1 protein-coding gene and 1 other annotated feature are annotated in these 1,322 nt (G+C 65.1%); the gene reads left to right on the top strand.

Features of this window, described 5'->3' with window-relative positions:
- Window positions 1-53 precede the first annotated feature (53 nt).
- Window positions 54-1,282 (top strand): IS3 family transposase gene (locus XM50_RS00090; protein WP_156167008.1). Its coding sequence is split into 2 segments (ribosomal slippage): window positions 54-342 and window positions 342-1,282, totalling 1,230 coding nucleotides; the frame shifts between segments, so codons are not numbered across the junction.
- Window positions 335-451: a sequence feature (AL1L pseudoknot), on the top strand. (Overlaps the previous gene by 117 nt.)
- Window positions 1,283-1,322: the final 40 nt, after the last annotated feature.

The raw sequence follows: 1,322 nt of genomic DNA on the forward strand, positions 1-1,322 counted from the left end.
TGAACCGCCCCGGGTTTGTCGGAGGCTCCAACTCCTGAGAAGGTGGAGCCAGTATGAGCAAGACGACGAACAAGTTTGCGCCTGAGGTCCGCGAGCGTGCGGTGCGGATGGTGCTCGACCACGAGCGCGATCACCCGTCGCGGTGGGCAGCGGTGGTGTCGATCGCGGAGAAGATCGGCTGCGTGCCGCAGACGCTCCACGAGTGGCTGAAGAAGGCCGAGGTCGACAGCGGCAAGCGCGCCGGCGTGCCAACCGAGGTGGCCGACAAGATGAAGGCGCTGGAGCGCGAAGTCCGCGAGCTGCGGCAGGCCAACGAAATCCTGCGCAAGGCGTCCGCGTATTTTGCTCAGGCGGAGCTCGACCGCCCGTTCCGGCGATGATCGCCTTTATCGACGATCATCGCGCAACCTATGGGGTCGAGCCGATCTGCCGCGTCCTGCCGATCGCCCCATCGACGTACTTCGAGCGTGTCGCGCAGCGACGGGATCTGATGCGCCTGTCGGCGCGGGCGCAGCGGGATCAGGCTCTCAAGCCCGAGGTCGCCCGCGTCTTTGCCGAGAACTTCGGGGTGTATGGCGTGCGCAAGGTCTGGCGCCAGATGATGCGGGAGGGTTTTCCGGTCGCTCGCTGCACCATCGAACGGTTGATGCGCGAGATGAGTCTGGCAGGCGTGATCCGGGGTAAGCCAGTGCGTACGACCATCAGCGACAAGGCAGCGCCGTGCCCGCTCGACCACGTTAACCGCCAGTTCCGTGCCCCAGCGCCGAACAGGCTCTGGGTGTCGGACTTCACCTATGTCGCGACCTGGGCAGGGTTCGTCTACGTCGCCTTCGTCATCGACACCTATGCCCGCCGGATCGTCGGCTGGCGGGTCAGCAGGACGGCGCATGCCAGCTTCGTGCTGGATGCGCTCGAGCAGGCGCTACACGATCGCCGGCCGGTTCATCGTGGCGGCCTGGTTCACCATAGCGACCGCGGGTCGCAATACGTGTCTATCAAGTACACGGAGCGCCTCGCTGAAGCGGGGATAGAGCCATCGGTGGGCAGCGTCGGTGACAGCTACGACAACGCTTTGGCCGAGACGATCAACGGCCTCTACAAGGCCGAGGTGATCCACCGGCGCGGACCGTGGCGCAGCTTCGAAGCCGTCGAGTACGCTACCCTCGAGTGGGTCGACTGGTTCAACCATCGCCGGCTGCTCGAACCCATCGGCAACATCCCGCCTGCCGAAGCCGAAGAGCTGTATTATGCTGCCGCGGACAACATCGATATGGCAGCGTGACTCACAACCCAACGCCTCCCGCAAACCCGGGGCGGTTCAG

This window comes from Sphingomonas sp. Ag1 (assembly GCF_000980895.1).
GTDB lineage: Bacteria > Pseudomonadota > Alphaproteobacteria > Sphingomonadales > Sphingomonadaceae > Sphingomonas > Sphingomonas panaciterrae.